Annotated in this window: 14 protein-coding genes and 1 tRNA gene; 5 read left to right on the top strand and 10 right to left on the bottom strand. The window is 67.0% G+C overall.

All coding sequences use genetic code 11. The annotated features are described in order from the left end of the window. Positions 1-8 precede the first annotated feature (8 nt). The 3 genes from AB0C62_RS10110 to AB0C62_RS10100 all read right to left on the bottom strand — a co-directional run bounded on the left by AB0C62_RS10110 (position 9) and on the right by AB0C62_RS10100 (position 4,031). Positions 9-2,006: an AAA family ATPase gene (locus tag AB0C62_RS10110; protein WP_362971424.1), complete on the bottom strand. Its 1,998-nt coding sequence runs from the start codon at positions 2,004-2,006 to the stop codon at positions 9-11. Between the two features lie 408 nt (positions 2,007-2,414). Beyond that, entirely contained in the window at positions 2,415-3,314 is a 900-nt protein-coding gene (locus AB0C62_RS10105) for a hypothetical protein (protein WP_362971422.1), read from the bottom strand. Positions 3,315-3,479: 165 nt separating this feature from the next. After that, positions 3,480-4,031: a hypothetical protein gene (locus tag AB0C62_RS10100; RefSeq protein ID WP_362971420.1), complete on the bottom strand. Its 552-nt coding sequence runs from the start codon at positions 4,029-4,031 to the stop codon at positions 3,480-3,482. 1,327 nt (positions 4,032-5,358) lie between these two features. Between AB0C62_RS10100 and AB0C62_RS10095 the strand changes: the two genes are divergently transcribed. Together AB0C62_RS10095 and AB0C62_RS10090 are read left to right on the top strand one after the other, a co-directional pair. Next, positions 5,359-5,991 carry a TetR-like C-terminal domain-containing protein gene (locus AB0C62_RS10095; protein WP_362971418.1) on the top strand — a complete coding sequence of 211 codons (633 nt, stop codon included), beginning with the start codon at positions 5,359-5,361 and terminating at the stop codon, positions 5,989-5,991. 56 nt (positions 5,992-6,047) lie between these two features. Beyond that, positions 6,048-6,785, top strand: a complete 738-nt coding sequence (locus tag AB0C62_RS10090; protein ID WP_362971416.1) for a hypothetical protein — start codon at positions 6,048-6,050, stop codon at positions 6,783-6,785. 7 nt (positions 6,786-6,792) lie between these two features. On the opposite strand, the gene AB0C62_RS10085 is transcribed toward AB0C62_RS10090, so the two are convergent. From AB0C62_RS10085 to AB0C62_RS10070, 4 genes are all read right to left on the bottom strand, one after another. Then, positions 6,793-7,056, bottom strand: coding sequence for an ATP-binding protein (locus AB0C62_RS10085; RefSeq protein ID WP_362971414.1), 264 nt, complete (start codon positions 7,054-7,056; stop codon positions 6,793-6,795). 283 nt (positions 7,057-7,339) lie between these two features. Further along, positions 7,340-7,416, bottom strand: a tRNA-Trp gene (locus tag AB0C62_RS10080). A gap of 259 nt (positions 7,417-7,675) precedes the next feature. Beyond that, entirely contained in the window at positions 7,676-7,975 is a 300-nt protein-coding gene (locus AB0C62_RS10075; protein ID WP_362971412.1) for a hypothetical protein, read from the bottom strand. A 1,202-nt stretch (positions 7,976-9,177) separates the two neighbouring features. Continuing rightward, on the bottom strand, positions 9,178-9,309 hold the full coding sequence (locus AB0C62_RS10070; protein WP_362971527.1) for a hypothetical protein: 132 nt from the start codon (positions 9,307-9,309) through the stop codon (positions 9,178-9,180). Positions 9,310-9,408: 99 nt separating this feature from the next. Here AB0C62_RS10070 and AB0C62_RS10065 point away from each other — a divergent pair, with 99 nt between their 5' ends. Further along, positions 9,409-11,427 carry a ricin-type beta-trefoil lectin domain protein gene (locus AB0C62_RS10065; protein WP_362971519.1) on the top strand — a complete coding sequence of 673 codons (2,019 nt, stop codon included), beginning with the start codon at positions 9,409-9,411 and terminating at the stop codon, positions 11,425-11,427. Between the two features lie 296 nt (positions 11,428-11,723). Here the strand turns inward: AB0C62_RS10065 and AB0C62_RS10060 are convergent, their stop codons facing one another. The 3 genes from AB0C62_RS10060 to AB0C62_RS10050 form a co-directional block, all read right to left on the bottom strand. After that, positions 11,724-12,302 (bottom strand): NAD(P)H-dependent oxidoreductase, encoded by a 579-nt coding sequence (locus AB0C62_RS10060; protein WP_362971410.1) that lies wholly within the window; start codon positions 12,300-12,302, stop codon positions 11,724-11,726. Positions 12,303-12,678: 376 nt separating this feature from the next. Further along, entirely contained in the window at positions 12,679-13,494 is an 816-nt protein-coding gene (locus tag AB0C62_RS10055) for an IclR family transcriptional regulator (RefSeq protein WP_362971408.1), read from the bottom strand. A 91-nt stretch (positions 13,495-13,585) separates the two neighbouring features. Next, positions 13,586-15,205: a bifunctional 3-(3-hydroxy-phenyl)propionate/3-hydroxycinnamic acid hydroxylase gene (locus AB0C62_RS10050; protein WP_362971406.1), complete on the bottom strand. Its 1,620-nt coding sequence runs from the start codon at positions 15,203-15,205 to the stop codon at positions 13,586-13,588. 103 nt (positions 15,206-15,308) lie between these two features. On the opposite strand from AB0C62_RS10050, the gene AB0C62_RS10045 reads away from it, so the two are divergent. Both AB0C62_RS10045 and AB0C62_RS10040 read left to right on the top strand, forming a co-directional pair. Then, a complete protein-coding gene (locus AB0C62_RS10045; protein WP_362971404.1) occupies positions 15,309-16,268 on the top strand; it encodes an amidohydrolase family protein in 960 nt (319 codons plus the stop codon). Positions 16,269-16,369: 101 nt separating this feature from the next. After that, complete coding sequence (locus tag AB0C62_RS10040) at positions 16,370-17,830, top strand: aldehyde dehydrogenase family protein (protein WP_362971402.1); 1,461 nt, start codon at positions 16,370-16,372, stop codon at positions 17,828-17,830. Positions 17,831-18,084 lie beyond the last annotated feature (254 nt).

Raw genomic sequence — 18,084 nt, 5'->3', positions numbered from 1 at the left:
GGTACTGGTCACAGAGCCACCTCGCCACACAGGTGCTTGAAGGCGTCGACCAGATAGGGCGGAACATCGCCCTCCGTCACCGAAGTGGAGGCGATGAGCTGCGCGGCGAACTGCGCGGTGATCGACTTGCTGGCGCTGTTGAGCTTGAGCGGTCTGTAGATAGCCAGAGCAGCCTGCTCAAGGGGGACCTTCTGGCGCAGCCAGCGGTCGACGACCTTGTCGGCCCGCGCGATGACCTGCTCGGTCTTGGCGGCGTCCGGCCAGGACCGTTCTGCAACGGATGCGAGCTTGACCGCGCGGTGCATCAGCCTGGCCATGGTCCAGGAGGTGACGGATAGGTCGTACTCCAGCGTCCACCAGTTCGACACGAAGGTCTTCACTGGCCCGTCGTCTTCGCTGGCGAGGTCAGCAACGTGCGCGGCGATCTCCTGCTCCGTCATCTCGTCCCAGCAATTCAGGCTGCCGCGCATCTTCTCCGACGTCCCGGCGGGGACGAGGTCACGGTCGCGGATGCAGGCGACGGGAACGGGAATCTGTTCGTCGGAGCGCTGGAAGACGCGGCTGTACCGGAACAGGCCAACGTGGCCGACGTTGACCACACTGATGCCGTGCTCGTTGAAAGGCATGCCCAGGGCTGCGGCGAGAGCGGGCAGGAAGATTGCCTCGGCGTCGCCCTCGACCATCGCCAGGCCTCGGGCGAAGAACATGTTGGCCTTGGTGACGTCCAGGAACCGGGTCAGGAACGCGTAGTCCTCCCCAGTCAGACGCGTGATACCACGCCGCAGCGGAAAGGTGCGGCCCCCGACGACGAGAGTCAGGCACTCAACCGGCGTCGACGAGGCGAGGTTGGGGCTGTGGGTGGTGAGGATGACCTGGACCGGGGCCATGCCACCTTCCTGCGGACCCTGCGCCCTGTCGCGGAGCAGGTCCATGATCCGGGTCTGGAGCTGGGGGTGAAGATGCGCCTCGGGCTCCTCGATCAGCAGCAGAGGTGCCAGTTCGCTCTTGCCCAACAGAAGGAGCTCCGCGGCCATGAACAAGGCATTGTTGTAGCCAAGCCCGCGGCGCGTCCATTCGTCGGACTCAGCGAAGAGATTCAGTTCGAGCCGTTCCAGCGCGCGGGCCAGCGTCGCGTCGGTGGCGACGCTGATCTTGGCGCGCAGGACGTCGTCGCCGATGGCAAACCGCTGCAGGTAAGCCGAGTTGATGTCCTGGCTCACCTCAGAGACGGCATCGTTGCATCGGATGTCGTGCTCGGCGCGGCGCAGGATCCCCACCAGAGTGGACGGAGGATTGTCGCCCTCGGGGTCGTAGTCATCGATACCCTGGTCCTTCATCGCCGGGTAGCCGGCGAGGATCTGGGACAGCCGTGATCCGCGGCCCGAACGCAGTTCCGCCTCCGCGTCGCGAAGGGGGCGAAGGTAGGTGGCGCGCAGGAGTTCGCGTGCCGCGCCGTCCAGGGCGGGGCCGTTGCCGTCCGGTCCGGTGCGGGTGGTGACCGAGACCCGGTTCCGGACCGGATCCATCCGCTGGGCCTTGAACGTCACGCAGAGCCAGGCAGCGCCGCCGGGGTCGTGGGTGAGCAGTTCCAGGAAGACCGCCTGCTCCTCGGTCGACAGGGCGGTGAACCCGCACACAATGGTGAAGGTCTCCGCCCGCCCGTTCTTCCCGAGGTGGAAGTCGTCCTGGGAGACCCGGTAGTAGTCCGTCGCCGCAGTCTGCAGGCACAGCCGGATCGCGTCGATGATCGCCGTCTTCCCGCTGTCGTTCTCGCCGACAAGCACGTTCGTCCCGGCCGTGAACGACAGGTCCAGCGACGCGTCCGTCTCGCCCTCGCTCTGGGCCGCAGCTCCGAAGACCCGGAAGTTCTCGACCCGAAGATGCGCCAAGTACACAGATTCCCCCGTCGACGGGGCCGCGGCGCCCTCTTCTCCGGGAAGGAGTCCCCAAGGCTGCACGGCCCATGATCGATATTTCCGGAATCCTATGCTCTCCGCGGTCGCCACCCCGGGGAATCCGGCAGATTGCGGGAGACAAGAGTCCCAGGCGCCTCGTCGGCCCGGACGGCTGAAACTCCTGCGGGCCGCCGTGATGGCCTTGCCGAACCTGGCCGACCAGCGCGTGAAGGAGGACCGCCACTCCCCGCAGGACCTCGCGTGATCACCGACGTCGAGTCCAAGGAAGTGCAGCTCAAAAGCGCCCGCCGCCGCTACACCGTCCTTCTGTGGCGTTACGTCGTCCACCTGCACGGGCAAGGCGCTGCCGCGCGGAACACGGCCCGCCGGACCAGCCTCCCCACTGCCATGATCGGACGCCGGACCAGCTCCTGCGGGGGCAGCGCATCGAGAACTCTGTACTTTCACCCGTACGCGGCTGGGGCGTTCACGTGTACGCCGACATGTGGACGCCTTGGTCTACTGGCGGATTATCGTCGACGAGTCACGAGGGTCGGCATCCAAGAAGATGCCATGGGGCAGGTCGCCGAAGTGCGCGAGAAGGTTGGCGCCCACTTCGAGTTCGCACGCTGCACAGTGAAACCCATAGGGCGAGAGGAAAACCTCCTCCGTGTCGACGGTGACTTGGCCGTCGTCGTAGCGGCGGATGGCCTCCACCTCGCCAGCCATCCACCCCTGAGAACCGCACGCCGGGCACTCCATGGGCGCTTCTCGGCCCATGATGATCATCGGCTTGCTGGTGATCGCAGCCAGAACCACATCACGTTCTTTGGGTGACATGTGACCGAAGCGCTGCTCGCACAACGAACGAGCCTTGATCAGCAGGGCTTCCGCCGCGACGCGTTCCAGTCGCACTTGTTCATCGACCAGTTTGTCGTGCAGGAGCAGGTACGGGCCCCAGTAGCTAATCGGGTCAACTTTCAGTTCTTCGAGAACCGGGTCGACCAAGCGCAGACAGGCCGTGAACACTGCTTCAGATTGCGCCGAGTCGTGTATCGCGCTGTGAGCAACTCCGTTGCGGGCGTCTGCCAGGGGTTCGAGATCCACTTTGCTGATCGGGATCTTCTTGGGAAGGAGCTTGACCACCCGCAGGTAGGCGTCAACAAGGCCGATGGTCTTGACCTTGGTCAGTGGGCCTGCGTGGGAGCCCAGGCCCGTGGCACGGAGCAATGAGTCGAAGTGGCGACCGTCGACGATCAAAGCGGGGTGAATCCCGGCGAGGTATGCCTTGAGCAGGTGCTCCGTAGCGACTCCAGCGTGGTGAACGGCGAAGTCGTGGCTCGCGGGGCCCTCGACAAAGGCCGCCAGTGCGGCATTCATCCATCTGTGGGATGAACCCTTCAACTGCTCTGCATCCATGGCCGAAACGATATGACCGCTGGACCGTCAAACGCTCGGAGTTTCTCCAGTGTCCGCTATGGGGCTCAGCTGGAGGGTGGGGTCGGCCGTGGAGCTGCGCGGCGCATCAAGCCCAGTCCGGTCGTCTCCGCGGACGGCGGCCAACTGGCAGTTCTGGAAGCTGCGCTACACCCCCGGGTCCTGCGCGGTTCCCAGCCGCCGCCCGTCGGCTGTTACGTGGAATGTGTCACCGATGCTCGACACGGTGAGCGTCACCGTCCCGGAGCAGCCGCAGTCGAACTCCTGAGAGGTGGCGGGCTCATCGCCCTCGCCGTCCCATATCTGGATCGTCACTTGTCCGTCGCCGGTCACGCCGACGCGGAGTGAGGGCCGCTCCTGCCGCCACTCGTCGTAGATGACCGGTGCCCGTCCGTACAGCCGTAGCCATGAGCCGCCGGCATCGCCACCCACATCGGACATACGCGCGGTGACGGTGAAGTCGCCATCGGACTCAAGATGCGGGCCGGCCAGGTTCAGTGGGGGGTTGGGCTGGCCGCCGGAGGAGTCCTGCCCCACGATGTGCCGATCCAATGCGCTGACCCGCAGGATGTCGTTCCGCGCGGTGATGCCCGGCATCTGTGTCCAGTCGTGTTTCCGCAGCAGGTCTACGTCGTTTCCGCCGCCCGAGACTTCGCCCTGCCCCGTACACCCGGCCGCCACCGCCATGACGAGCACCACGGCGGTCAGCCGCTGCCACGTCCCCCCACCAAGGTCCACGGGCCCTCCCACTCTCTCGTTCGACACGAGATCAACGTCTCGAAGCCGGGCCACAGTTCATCACGCATGACGTACAGCCATCAGTGAGCGCCATTCCCAGGATCCAGGCCAACGCGCAGACAGGGCTGGCCTGTGGGCTGAGGCGGGGTGCTTCGTTCCCCACGCCTTGGCATGCTGTGTCCACTCTTGTGGGTATCTCGCCTCCCGCTCCAGGAAGAGCAGTGCGCAGGGAAGACCCGGCCACGCGACGATGTCGGGACCGGCCGGACGGTCCCACAGCGCTTCGGGCAGCGCATACTCGCGGATCTCCTCGTAGTTCCTGCTCGCCGCTTTCCGCCTCAGCGAATACCCCCGTCGCCACGTCCTGTTGTACCGGTCCAAGGCATCCCGGGTGTTCCTCGCGGCGTCAGCAAGACGGACGAGCACCGCAGCACGTACAGCCGGATCGCTATCAGCCCGTACTTCCACCCCAGCCGGTCGTACCACTCATCGACACCATCGATGCCCTCAGGAGTAGGGGGCCTCAGCGGCCGAAGCGGGCCAGCACCGCCCGGGCCCCGGACTCGTCCAGACCCGGCGCCGCGGCGGCCTGCCCGGCGTCGGCGTCCTGCAGGCGTCGCGGGCGGGCCAGTACGCGGTCTGCGCCGCGAGGACCTCCAGGCGCCAAGCAGCGCGGATCGCCGCCGCGGCGAGGACTTCGCCAACTTCTCGACCCACACGTCCAACTTCCCTGGCAGGACTGTGACGGCCTCCGGGAGCGCGACGGCCGAGCGCTCCACCTCAACGGTGTGCTCGTCCCAGTCCCGCATGCAAATGTCCGCCGCGCCGGCCCCGGCCCGTCGACGACGCCCACGGGGGCATGTGCGGGTCAGCAGAATCTGTGCGCACCTCGCCGAGGGGCGGGGGCGGAGTCCTGTGCCTTCGTCCTCGAGGGTCCGTACGGGGCGCTGTCACCGGGTGGGGACAGGTCGCCTGTGTCAGTCACCCGGGCGTGGCGTGTACGCGAGGTGAGCGGCTCGTCGGCTGTCGAGCGACGGCCTGGGACATGCAGTGCCGTGCGACAGGGGCTTGGCGGCGATGGCTCACTGGAGCCGGTGCCGCATTGAGGACCCCAGCCGCTGTCAACTGGACGGCCGGGAAGGGCATCGCGGCGCGGAGGAGTCAGTTCCGTGCCTGTTGCCCTGCTGCTGGTTGAGCTTGCATGTCGTACCCTAATGCAAGAACTCTTGCACTAAGAAGCCGTTGATGGCAATCACCGTCGGCTGTTCACCGTGGCGCGAAGGAATCCATGACTGAGAAGTCCGTGCAGCGTCGCCCCGGAGGTCGCACTGCCCGCAACCGTGAGAACGTTCTCCGTGCCACCGCGGAGGTGCTGTTCCAGGAGGGCTACGAGCACCTCACGATCGCCCGCGTGGCCGCCGCGGCCCAGGTCGCGGAGACCACTGTCTACCGCCGTTGGCCGAGCAAGGCCCACCTGGCCGCCGACGCGTTGTCCGAGCTTGCGAGAGCCGGGAACCCGATACCGGATACCGGCTCGCTCGAAGGGGACCTGCGGGCACTGCTCGGCCAGGTCGTCGCGCTTGTCGAACGGCCCGAGGTCCGGCGGGTGATCCTCACCATCGTGTCCCTCGCGGCGGACGATGAAGTGGTGGCGGCTAAAGGGGCCTTCTGGGAGGCGCGGTTCGCCGGAGCTGCCGCGATCGTGGCCCGTGCTGTGGAGCGTGGTGAACTCGCTCCGGACACCGACCCGTACGAGCTGATCGAGGATCTTGCCGCCCCCGCGTACTTCCGGCTGCTCGTCACGGGCCGGCCGCTCGATGACCGCCTCGTCGACCGCTCGGTCGAGCTCGCACTGAGCCGTCAGGGCATCCGGGCCGCATCGATGCCTGGCCGTCCCGCGTCGCCGACGGCCGACGGCTGAGACGGCACGGCAACGCACCACCATCGGAGCTCACCTCACAAGAACGGAGCAGCACCATGAGCAGCGCATCGCCCACCGTGCACGCGATCATCGGCGGCCGCCTATTCAGCCGCGACCATGTGCTGGCGTGGGAGGCCGAACGCCTGCCCGCGGCGGCCTCGAAGATCGGCATCCCGGTGCCGACCGGGGACCTCGCCCGGCAGCGCGTGGAGTTCGCCGACGACAAGCTCGCCCTGGGAGCCGACGAAATCAAGCGCCGTCTGCGTCGTGACCTGCGCGTCGGCGACGTCGTAGCGAACGCCACCGCCCGGATCTCCCGCGGCGGGCGTGCCACATCCGTGTGTGAGCTCCAGGTGACTGGAGGCAGCGCGGCCGGGCTCGTCCAGTGGTTTGAGGACACCTACCGGGACGACTACATCCGCTCCATGACCGCGGCACACCCCGACCACTTCCTCATCCAAGCCCTACCCGACGGGCGGCAGGAAGTGATCGAAACCACCGGCGGCAGCCCCCTGCCCACCCGATTCCTCATCGACTACACCGACCTCTCCACGCTCACCACGCAATCCGATCCCGACGCTGACGCCGACGCGACGGGCGTCGCCATCAGCGAAAGGGGTCTGCATATCGGCGGCGTGCGCCACGAGTTCCGGGACGTGCCGGGAGGCTTCCACGCGCGCCTGTGCGTCGAATTTCCCCGTACGACCCTCCCGCGCATCCTCTCCGAGCACCGCCGGCACCTGGCCATCGAGTGGTCCAACTGGATGGAGTTCGCCTTCGGCGCCGGGCGCTGAATCCCCGTCAGGCCGTGAGCGGCCGTTCGGACCAGATGCACTTGCCCTCGGGCAGGAAGCGCGTGCCCCAGCGCCGGGACACGGCCACCACGAGCTGCAGACCTCGTCCGCCCTCGTCGGTGGCGGCCGCACGCCGGATGCGCGGGGTGGTGGGACTGCTGTCGTAGACCTCGCAGATCAGGGAGGTCCGCGCAGCGTACGCATCCTCATGGGGCCGCTCGCGGCGGACCACGTTGCCGACCCGCTCGCTGACCACGGGCTCCGTGGTCATCTCCGAATCGGTCAATCCCCGAAGGCCCAGTTGCTCCCGGACGTGCCGCCGCGCCTCCCCAGCAGCACGGGGATCGTCGGGAAGGCCGAAGGCTGAAAGCTGATCAGCTGGCGCCATCCAACAGTCCGAACGTCAGCCCCGCGAACTGATCGTCCAGCCGTAACGTGCCTAGCGTCAGATCTGCTTGCGCGAGACCGGGCCCTGGTGGCCGTCCTCATCAGCTTTGTCGGGATCGGCGTGACGCCGGCGATGTGAAACCCGGTGGCTCCGCGCCGACTTCGTCTGGCAGGGGCGGCAGGACTCGAACCTGCGGCATCCGGTTTTGGAGACCGGCGCTCTGGCCAACTGAGCTACGCCCCTTCGTTAGGAGTCAGCGTGGCATGGCCGGCCGGCTCTTCGCCAAGGGATTTCGCAGGACCCGGACGACCGTGCCGAGGATCTGCGCCTGATCGCAGGGCATCGGCCGGCAGGCGGCTGAGATAGACCGCGTCATCGTTGAATGCGGGATCAGCCGAAGGTGCCGCCTCAGGGCCAAGCTTTGCTGGGCAAGCCCGCTTGTCGGAGGCAGCAGTTCAGGACGCGACGCTCGATTGCCGGAGACCGCTAGGGTTCGCCACTGTCAGTGCTTGATCCCCACACGCCGAGCTTGCGGACGAGGCGGAGATGCGGCCAGCGCTTCACGGCGCCTGATGCCCCAGCGGCCGATGACGAAGAAGAAGCCGATCGTGGCCGCCACCGCGGTCAGCACACCGCAGGGGAAGCCGTCGTCTCCGTCCGGGTATCGGTCACCGCACAGCCGGGTCAGCAGAGGCCGCTCGCCTGATGCCTCCAGGCACACCTTCTGACCCTTACGCGAGGCGTAATGCTTGCCGCCGAGTTCCTTCACGACCGTGTGCCGGTGGCCCGCCACGGTGTACACGATCTCACCGCTGTCGTTCCCACCGCCTCTGCCAGGGGGAACGATGCGAGAGACAACGCCCGTCACCCGTATCCCTGTTCTGTCGAGGAGCTCCGCCTGCCGCCACTCGTGCACCAACATGCCTACCGTGAGGCAGGTGGTGCCGAGGCAGACCGCGGCGAAGCACGCATACCACCGATGCTTGGGTGCCTGCCGCCTCGGAATATTCAATGCCCCTCATCCTTCTTGCCCGGTCGACGTCCCGAGCACCGACTGTTGGAAATTCAGCCGCTCTGCGAGCACGTCCGACCGATCACGCGGCCCCACCCCCGCAGCCCGAAGGTGTCTCGTGTGGCCCGGAGCCTCACACACACGCCATGGCCGGGCATTGCCAGATCCCGGCAGAGACTGACGCCGAAACTTGCTGGGTCCATGCGTCGCCTGCGCTTCCTCTCGCCGGTTGTGGCGTCGGCTCAGTTGCCGTTCGCGCGCATGGCCGTCCCGGGCAGCCTCATCACTCGCGCCCGCGCGGTCGGCGTTGGAACCAGTTGGTGCGGGCTTTCAGCGTCGCCGGGCAGGGTGCTCGCAACCGGTGGCACGGGTGCCACAGACCCGGCACAGGCCTCCTCACCACTGGGTAATCCCGGCGATCGGGCGAAGCTGGCCACGCGTGTGGGGGCAGCGTGAGGAGTGGCCGCAAACGCAGCTTTGCTGGGGCAGCCCTGGAAGAGAGAGCACATACGGAGGCCTGAGAAGCTCTCGGACGGGTATCTCCGCCCAGGCGGACCGCTCGCCTCCATGCCGTCCCCGGCCCGTCAGCCTGAGAAGCCACCAACCAGCGCGAGCGGACCACGGCGCCCCGCGGGGAGTCCTGTGGGTCGCATGCACCCCACTCGGGGAGCATGGTTGGGGGGAGGGTCGGTGAGCCTCCTGCCCGTATCTTGCCGCTCGGTCCGCCGGTAGTCGGAACCGCGGCCAGCGGGTCGCGCTCGCCGTTGCGCGAAACGTGGGGGCCCGGACTAGTGTCCGTTGAAGGTCCGGGCCTCACCCACGCCCCCAGACCCCGACTGCGCCAGGAACCCGCCGACACTCCCAACGCCAGGGACAACCGCGTGCCAGCTGGTTGAACAGCGCTCCTCGGAGTGATCCGTCGACAATCGCCTCAGGGGCGCCGCCCCGCCCGCCGCAACGGACGGCACTCGTTTCCGTCGCGAGTGGTTCGATCAGCGGCCGAGCGCTTTCGCCAACTGCTGCTTGTTCATCGAGGAGCGCCCGTCGACGTTCTTCTGCTTGGTACCAGGCGCCGTCGGCCGGCCCTGTGCCCTGCTCGCCGACCGCCCCCACGACCACGACATGTACTGCCGACTGTTCCGGGCCCGCGGCATCCGCCCGGTCATGGCCGGGGCCGCTTTCCGACGATCGTGAGCGATGCCGACAGGCCGGCACTGACGACGATGCCGCCTCCGAGACCGCGCGCCAACTCGACGACATGCCCGGGGGATTCGGGGGTTGCCTGCCCCCATCCTCGTGCGAGCCCATGGGTGTTTGATCCTTTGTGTTTGGATCACGTCAGCTCTGTTGACAGGTTCACTCAAACTCCATCACAGTGCGACACGAATGCACACGGGTTCCGCCAGACCGTACTTCTCCCACAACCTGTGCAAGGAGTCGCCATGACCCTCCCGACGCGGCAACGGCCACACAAGAAGGACAGACACCGGCGGAGGGGGTGGACGAGTCTTCTCGGCGCGGCCGCACTGCTGGGCTCCTTCCTTTATGGTGCAGGCGCCGTCAGTGCTCCCCCGGCGCAAGCTCAGGACAACGGCGCGTCGCGGACACCCCCGATGGGGTGGAGCAGTTGGAGTTCTGTCAGAAACAACCCGACCGAGGCCAAGATCAAGGCCCAGGCTCAGGCGATGCACGACTCGGGCCTGATGGCTGCCGGCTACCGATACATCAACCTGGACGACTACTACATCAAGAACCCCGGCACCACCGTCGATCAGTACGGTCGCTGGGTCGTCGACACCGGCAAGTTCCCGGACGGTATGAAGAACCTGGGCGACTTCATCCACGGACTGGGCGAGAAGTTCGGCATGTACGTGACGCCGGGCATCCCGAAGGCGGCGTACGACCAGAACACCCCGATCGAGGGCACGTCGTACCACACACGGGACATCGTCTCGAGCACGTCGACCTTCGAGTCGAACTACGGTGGGTTCGGCGATGTCATGTACTTCATCGACTACAAGAAGAACCCCACCGCGGCACAGGCGTTCGTGAACTCGTGGGCGAACCTGTTCGCCTCCTACGGGGTCGACTACATCAAGATCGACGGCGTGCACACCAGCGACCAGGACGACGTCATCGCCTGGTCGAAGGCGCTGAACCAGACCGGCCGCACCATCCACTACGGCCTGTCGAACACCCTGGACATCAACAACATCAGAACCTGGCAGCAGTACGCCAACAGCTGGCGGACGGGAGGCGACATCGAGTGCTACTGCTCGACCCTCACCAACTGGAGCAACGTCGGACCGCGTTGGGCGAACCTGGCTCAGTGGGGGCAGTACGCCGGCCCGGGCGGCTGGAACGACCCGGACTCGATCGAGGTCGGCAACGGCGACCACAACGGTCTGACTGTGAACGAGCGGCAGAGTGTGATCACTCTGTGGGCGATCACGCGGTCGGTGATGATGCTGGGGAGCGACCTGACCAACCTGGACGCCGGTGATCTCAACATGCTGAAGAATGCCGAGGTCACCAACGTCAACCAGACCGACTCCGTAGTGGCCAGCCAGATCTCGAACAACAACGACCTGCAGGTGTGGGCCACGAGGCAGAAGAACCCGGACGGCAGCTACACCGTGGCGTTGTTCAACCGATCCGACCGAGCCGGCAACGAGACGGTGACGGCCAACTTCTCCGACCTCGGGTTCAGCGGTTCCGCCACGGTCCGCAACCTCTGGGGCAAGTCGAACGAGACTCTCACCAACTCCGTCAGCCGGAGTCTGGCCCCGCACGAGTCCGCACTGTTCAAGGTCACTCCGTCCGGCTCCTCGACTCCCGTCGGCGGCAGCCTGACCAGTGGCCTCTCCGGCCGCTGTGCCGACGACCCGAACAGCACCCTGGTGAACGGCACTCAGCTGAACGTGTGGGACTGCAACGGCGGCGCCAACCAAAAGATCACCTACAGCTCCTCGGCCAAGACACTGAAGGTGCTGGGCAAGTGCTTCGACGCCCACGGCGCCGCTACCACCGCCGGCACGCACGTGGAAATCTACGACTGCAACGGCGGCACCAACCAGCAGTGGACCGTCAACTCCAACGGCACGATCACCGGAGTTCAGTCCGGGCTCTGCCTCGACGTCACCGGGACCACCAACCCCAACGGCTCCGGCCTGGAGTTGTGGAACTGCAATGGCGGCGCCAACCAGAACTGGACCCTCGGGTCCGGCGTCAAGGTGGGCTGACAAACCGTCCTGTCCATCGCTCCTGAGTGAACTGGCTGTCCGCACGGACCGACCTCTGGTCCGTGCGGACAGCCAAGCCAACACAATCGGGCAGGCTGGGACCCTATGACGACCTCACCGTGGCCGAGGCGATTCGAGAAGACCACGCTGTCCGTGAACACAGTTGTCCGGACATGATCAGCGCCGCCTCGGGCACAGGCGCCGTCGCCGGGAACACCGGGCAGAGCATCATGCTCGCCCCGACGCCCACCACCGTCGTGGGCGTGCGGTCCCACCTCGCGACGGCGACTCGGAGGTCATGGTCTCGCGGAGTCGCGCAGCGGCCGCAGCACGTCGGCGAAACGCACCAGTTCATCGAGCATCGCCGTGGCCGAGCTGGTCATGACCTCGTTGGGCACCAGTCGCTTGTCGTCGTCAAGGAACTGCTGCACGAAAGGTATCGATACGGCCTCGAAGACCGGGGTCATCTTCAAAGTGGTGACAACTTGCTTGATCATCTGGGCCGCACGCGTGCCCGCGGACACACCGCCGTAACTGACCATGCCCACCGGCTTGTATTGCCACTCCTTATGGAGATAGTCGATCGCGTTCTTGAGTTCGGCGTTGTAGCCGTAGTTGTACTCCGGCATGACGAACACGAATGCGTCCGCTTCGGCAACCTTGGCGCTCCAATCACGCGTGTGTTGGTGGGTATAGCGGCCGAGCCGAGGGTGGTGGGGTTCGTTCATGAACGGGAGGTTCACGTCGGCGAGATCCACCACCTCGATGTCCGTGAAAGCGCCGTGCGTCACGGCTTCTGTCCCGATCCAGCGGGCCACGCTCGGACCGACGCGCCCAGGCCGAGTACTCGCCACGATGATCTCCAGCTTGCTCATGTTCGGCGTGCCCTTTCGTAGGTTTTCAACGCGCTAAGTCCTCTTCCGTAGGAAGCACCCGGTAGTGCTCGACGAACGTCCCCTCACACAGGTACAGCGGCGTGGCCCGCTTTCGCGAAAGGCGCGTGAGGATCTGGCGCCAGGACGAGATCCCCAGCCTCTTCGCGACGAAAATGACGTCCATGGCCTGGCATCCGCAATACACTGCGACGCCCTGTGGTGCTTTGACGAAGTCTCCTGAGGCACGAGCCGAGGGCGATCATTGCCCCTCTCCTGGGGTGAGACCGGGACGGTCCCCACATTCCTAAGCCCGTGCAGCGATCCGGTGTCGCGCGGGTTCCCTTCCTGAGGTGCGGGGCACAGGAACGCGGCCGTCCTAACGTCGGTGCAGGTCCACGGCGTGGCCGAGTACTTCGGACATGGCACGGGTCGAAGTCAGCAGTTCGGACGAAAGGCGCTCGACGTCCTGTTCCGTAACCCCCCGCACGGGCATCACCAGGGTCACGACGAGCGGGAAGGACTCACCGGCAGTGAACACGGGAGCAGCCACCGACGTGATGCCGGGAATGACCCCTCCGACGGTGCTGGCAACGCCCTTCCGGAGCACCCCGGCCTTGATTCGGTCGACGCGCTCGCGGGTGGCCGCATCCAGCGTCTCCACCTCCAACTGCTCGCACAGCACTGGGGTCGTGAGCTGCTCAGGCAGGTACGCGAGGAACGCACCTCCCATGGCCGACGTCAGTACGGGCATGGTGGCACCGACTCGGACGGTGATCGGCAAGGCGTGGGCACCGTATTCCCACCGCACGACGACGGGACCGTGATCGCCCCACACCGCCAGGTTGACCGCGTGCGAGGTACTGTCCCGCAGCCCGGGCAGGTGCTCGCTCACCAGGGCCACCTCGTCCATCCTGCGCAGCGACTCGACACCGAGTCGTCGCATGGCCGGTCCCATGTCATAGTGCCCGGAGCTGGGCGACTGGGCGACGAGACCGACGCGGGTCAGACTGACCAAGTAGCGGTGAGCTTTGCTGGGTTGCATGCCGCTGGCGGTGGCAATCTGCGTCAGGCTCATCGGGCCCCGCCCCTCCTCAAGGGCTTGCAGGACCGTCATCGCCAGTTCGACGGACTGGATGCCCTGCCTGGCCGGCGATGCCTCGCTGGGCTCGGAGTCGGGACGCTGTGTCTTCACAGAGGTGATCATAGTGATCGCGCCCCCGCCGAGCCTTTGAACCGTACGCACAGGACACCCCAGGGCTTCCTGTGACCGCGGCAGGGAAACATCAGACACCCGTTCCCGTCCCTTGGGCTGTCATGTTTCCGTGGATCGCGCCCAGCAGCTCGGTCGCGAGTCCGGCCACGGCGTCGGATCCGCTCGCCGTGCCGTACACGTAGAAGTCAGGCCGGACCACGACGGCAGAGCAGTCCAGCTCGGCCAACCACGCGCGGTAGATGCCGTCGACGTCCTGGACGACAGCCGCTTGCACATGCTGGGCGTGCCGCTCACCGGGGACGATGACACGGACACCCACGCTGGCGAGGTCGTCGAGCAGCCGGCGGTTCTCGAGTGCTGCGAGATGCTTTTCATCGACGAGCAGATGGAAGCCGCCGCCCACGACTTGGTCCAGGCGGTCGCGGCGGGTGCCGTCGTCGACGACGCCCTGCACGGACAGTTGGCCCCGGCCGGCACCCGTGCCCCGCGTGAACAGGCCGTCGACCAGGTCCGGGAATCGGGTGGGCTCGGGCACGGCGGACTCCGCGCGACGGGCCAGCAGGGTCCGATCGCGCTCGGCGGCCCGCTCCGGGTCGCGCAGGGTCTGGAGGTGGCCCAGCTCGATGCCCTTCTCGGTCACCGCGCGCACATGCGGCTCACGCTCGGACTGGTACGTGTCGAGGATGTCGTCCGATGCGAAACCGCGCAGCACCAGGTCCAGTTTGAACGCCAGGTTCTGCGCGTCACGGAAGCCGGAACACATGCCCTGGCCGAGGAACGGGGGCATCTGGTGGGCCGCGTCGCCGGCGAGCAGGACGCGGCCGCGGCGCCACTCGTCGGCGATGAGGGACCGAAAGGTGTAGGTGGCAACGCGGATGAGGTCGGCGTCGTCGGGAGTGAGGTGAGAGGCGACCCGCTTCCAGACGCGCTGTGGGTCGCGCTCGGTCTCGAAGTCGTCGACCGAGTCGAGCATGAAGCTGAACCGGTGGTGCGCGGGACCGAGCGAGATGATCGACGTGGGGCTCAGCGGGTCTCCGAGCTGCAGCGCGCACGGGACCTCGGCCGGGCGTCGAAAGCGGAAGTCGCACACCATCCACGGTTCGGAGAAGCCGTAGTCGTGCAGGTTCACACCGATGGCCGTCCGTACGAAGCTGTTGCCGCCGTCGCAGCCCAGAACGTACCGGGCCGCGACCTTTTCGCGGTTCTCGGACCCCTCGACGATGACTGTGACGCCGTCCTCGGTCTGTTCCAGGCCGACGACGGTGTGGGAGTGCCGAACCTGCACCTCGGGCATCGAACGGCACACGTTGTCCAGTGCCTCTTCGAGGTCGGGCTGGTACATCATGTGCCACTCGGCCCAGCCACTGCGCCCGTTCTCGGCGAAGGTCTGCTCTATCAGCAAGTCACCTTGGCCGTTGCGCCATTCGTAGGTGGGCTGCACGCGCAGCTTGGGCAGCAGTTTCTCGGCCACACCCAGACGGGCGAGCGTGCGCATGGTCTCGTCGTCGAAGCTCGCGGCGCGCGGCAGGTTGTACAGGCCCGGGTAGCGCTCCAGGACCAGGACCCGGTGACCGGCCTGTCCCAGCAGGGCGGCCGCCACCATGCCCACCGGGCCGTACCCCACCACGACCACATCCACCGCGGTCGGCTTCTGGACCGGATCCACCACCGTGACATCCGTACCGGTCATCGGGCACCTCCAGCTACTCGGGCGTTCCAAAGGGTTGACACCGACGGAACGTACGTTTCACGATCGGTGAAGTCAATGCACATAAGTGAAATGAGGAGTCGCGGTGCGGACCATCGGTCTTGAGGAACATTTCGTCACGCCCGAGCTCGAGAAGTACGGCGCCTCGGCGGCGGCCATCCTTCAGCCGGACAAGTGGCGCGAGGCATCCCGGCGACTCCTGGACATCACCGGCGAGCGGCTGGCCGAGATGGACGCGGTGGGTCTCGACACGCAGGTGCTGTCCCTCAACTCACCCGGCATCCAGGCCGAGAAGGACCTCGCGACCGCCGTCGCCCAGGCGACGGCCGTGAACGACCTGCTCGCCGGTGTGGTGGCCGACCACCCCGCCCGCTTCGCGGGTTTCGCCGCGTTGCCCCTGCAGGATCCAAAGGCGGCCGCCGACGAACTGGAGCGCGCCGTCTCCGAGTTGGGCATGCGTGGCGCCTTGGTGAACGCGCATACCCAGGGCCGTTACCTCGACCACCCGGAGCTGCGCGTCGTGTGGGAGCGCGCCGCAGCCCTGGACGTGCCCCTCTACCTTCACCCGGCCAACAGTGTCGATGTCCCGCACGTCATCCAAGGACACCCGGAACTCATCGGACCGATGTGGAGCTGGGGGACGGACACCGCCACCCACTTCATGCGGTGTGTGTTCGGCGGCGTTTTCGACGACTTCCCCGATGCCAAGATGCTGCTGGGGCACATGGGCGAAGGTTTGCCCTACGCGCTGTGGAGGATGGACTCCCGCTGGGACTACCACAACCACCAGGGCGTCGAGCTCGCCCGGGGCAACCCCTCGGAGTACGTCCGGCACAACTTGTACATCACGACCAGCGGAGTGTGCTCGGCGCCGCCCCTTCTGTGCGCGCTGCTCGCACTTGGCTCGGACCACATCCTCTTCGGCACCGATTACCCCTTCGAGGAGATGGCCGCCGCCACGGAGTTCCTGCGGACGGCCCCGATCAGCGAGGCCGACCGCGAGAAGATCGCACACGGCAACGCCGAGCGGCTGCTCGGCCTCTGAAGACCCGTTCGCGAGTGACAGGGAGCGCTGCGTGTCGCCGCGCTCCGCTCCCCTCGATTCCGCCACCCTTCCCTCTTTTTCCTCACGCAAGGAGTCGCCGCATGACCCGAGAGAACACCGCACGACACTGGATCGATGGCGACTGGGTCGGTTCCGCCCGTACCTGCGACAGCATCAACCCGGCCACGGGCGGAGTGATCGGAACGTACGCGGACGCCGACGCAGACGTGGGGCAGCGGGCCATCGACGCGGCCGACCGGGCATTCAAGGGAGGAGACTGGCGCCTTGATCCGATGACGCGGGCCACTGCCCTCAGTCACCTCGCCGACGCGTACGCCGCGCGCATGGACGAGGTGATCGAAACGCTGTGCCTGGAGAACGGCAAGCTCCGCCCCGAGGCAGGTTTCGAGGCTCACTTCATCCTGCGCGCGCTGCGCTTCGCGGCGGGTCTCGCGGTCCAGCCGCACGGCCGGGTCACCGACACCCAGCCGGGCCGCCAGGCGATGTCCATCCGTCAGCCGGTCGGCGTCGCCGGCATCGTCGTCCCGTGGAACTCCCCCGCTTACCTATGCATCCGCGCGCTCGCGCCGGCCCTCGCCGCGGGCTGCACAGCCGTGGTGAAGATGCCGGGGCAGGCGGCCCGGACCGCCGCGCTCATGAGCGAGATCCTCGCCTCCGTGCCCGAGCTGCCGAAGGGCGTCGTCAACGTCGTCGTCGAGTCCGGCTCCGACGTCGCCCGCCTGCTGGTCGAGTCCCCGCAGGTGCCTGTCATCAGTTTCACCGGCAGTACGGCCACCGGGCGGCTCATCGCCCAGAGCGCCGCGGCGCACTTCAAGCGGGTGGGTCTGGAGCTGGGAGGCAAGACTCCTCACCTGGTCTTCGCCGACGCCGACATCGAGGCCGCACTGGCCACGGCCGTCGCGTCGTGCACGGTCTTCGCCGGCCAGTTCTGCATGACCGGCAGCCGCGTCCTGGTCCAGCGGGAGATCGCCGACGAGTTCACCGCCGCCCTGGCCGGGCGCCTGGAGGCCGTGCGGCCAGGCCCGGCCGCGGACTCCGAGAGCCAGATAGGCCCCCTGATCGACACAGCGTCGGTGGCGCGCGTCGACGCCGCCGTGGAAGCGGCCATCGCGGCAGGCGCCAAGCCCATCGTCCGAGGCGGACCCAGCTCCCGGCCCGAGCTGGCCGGCGGCGCCTTCTACCACCCGGCGCTGCTCGCGGTCACCGACTCCTCGCTGCCGATCGTCCAGGAGGAGACCTTTGGCCCGGTCCAGACCGTCCAGGTCTTCGATACCGAGGAAGAGGCCATCGCCCTCGCCAACGACACCGCGTACGGACTGAGCGCCTGTGTCTGGAGCCGCGACGCCGACCGTCCGATGCGGGTCGCTCGTCGGCTCGACGCCGGTCTGATCTCCATCAACAGCTGGGCGAACCTGACCATCGAATTCGAGGAAGGCGGCTTCAAGTCCAGCGGCGTGGGCCGACTGGGCGGCCTGGCGTCCTTGGAGGACTTCCTGGAGTACAAGCAGATCACACAGGACTACGTGCCGCAGCATCACTGACGGGACGCTCCGGCCACGCCGGACACCGCGTCCGCAGCGTCCGGCCCGCGGGGCTGTCCCGCTCGCCGATGCCTTGGTCCGTGCTGGTTCAGTGGGGCCGACGCCCATGCCCGGTAGCACACACAGACTCTTGCTGTTATTACATATAGCGCCTAGGCTCGCAAAGCCCTGAGGCACCCGGGACCGCTTTGCGCCCTCATCCGGGCGGCCGGCTCTTTCGGGAGCCGTGCGTCGTCATCAGCCGCACGCAGCGC

This window comes from Streptomyces sp. NPDC048643 (assembly GCF_040650615.1).
Lineage (GTDB): Bacteria > Actinomycetota > Actinomycetes > Streptomycetales > Streptomycetaceae > Streptomyces.
The sequence above is the reverse complement of the archived record's forward strand: the minus strand, read 5'-3'. Positions and strand labels throughout refer to the sequence as shown.